General features: G+C 59.4%; 1 tRNA gene. It reads right to left on the bottom strand.

Going from position 1 to position 219, the window contains the following annotated elements:
* Window positions 1-6 precede the first annotated feature (6 nt).
* A tRNA-Ala gene (locus C461_RS14900) sits at window positions 7-78 on the bottom strand.
* Window positions 79-219: the final 141 nt, after the last annotated feature.

The following is a 219-nucleotide window of genomic DNA, read 5'->3' as shown; positions in this document are numbered from 1 at the left end:
CTGACATGGACTCACTGGGATTCGAACCCAGGGCATCCTCCTTGCAAGGGAGGCACTCTACCGCTGAGCTATGAGCCCACCTTCCCGTGTGGGAAGGATGATGGTCAGCGTCCGACTCTGGAGAGTCGGCGTGTCGCGTGTGTGTGAGCCGTGGTAGTTCGTAGGTGTCCAGGGCGGTGGGTGGACGGACTGACCATGAATGAGTAGTGACCGTCTAGA

The sequence above is a fragment of the Halorubrum aidingense JCM 13560 genome (assembly GCF_000336995.1).
GTDB lineage: Archaea > Halobacteriota > Halobacteria > Halobacteriales > Haloferacaceae > Halorubrum > Halorubrum aidingense.
This window is presented reverse-complemented; position numbering and strand designations above follow the sequence as displayed.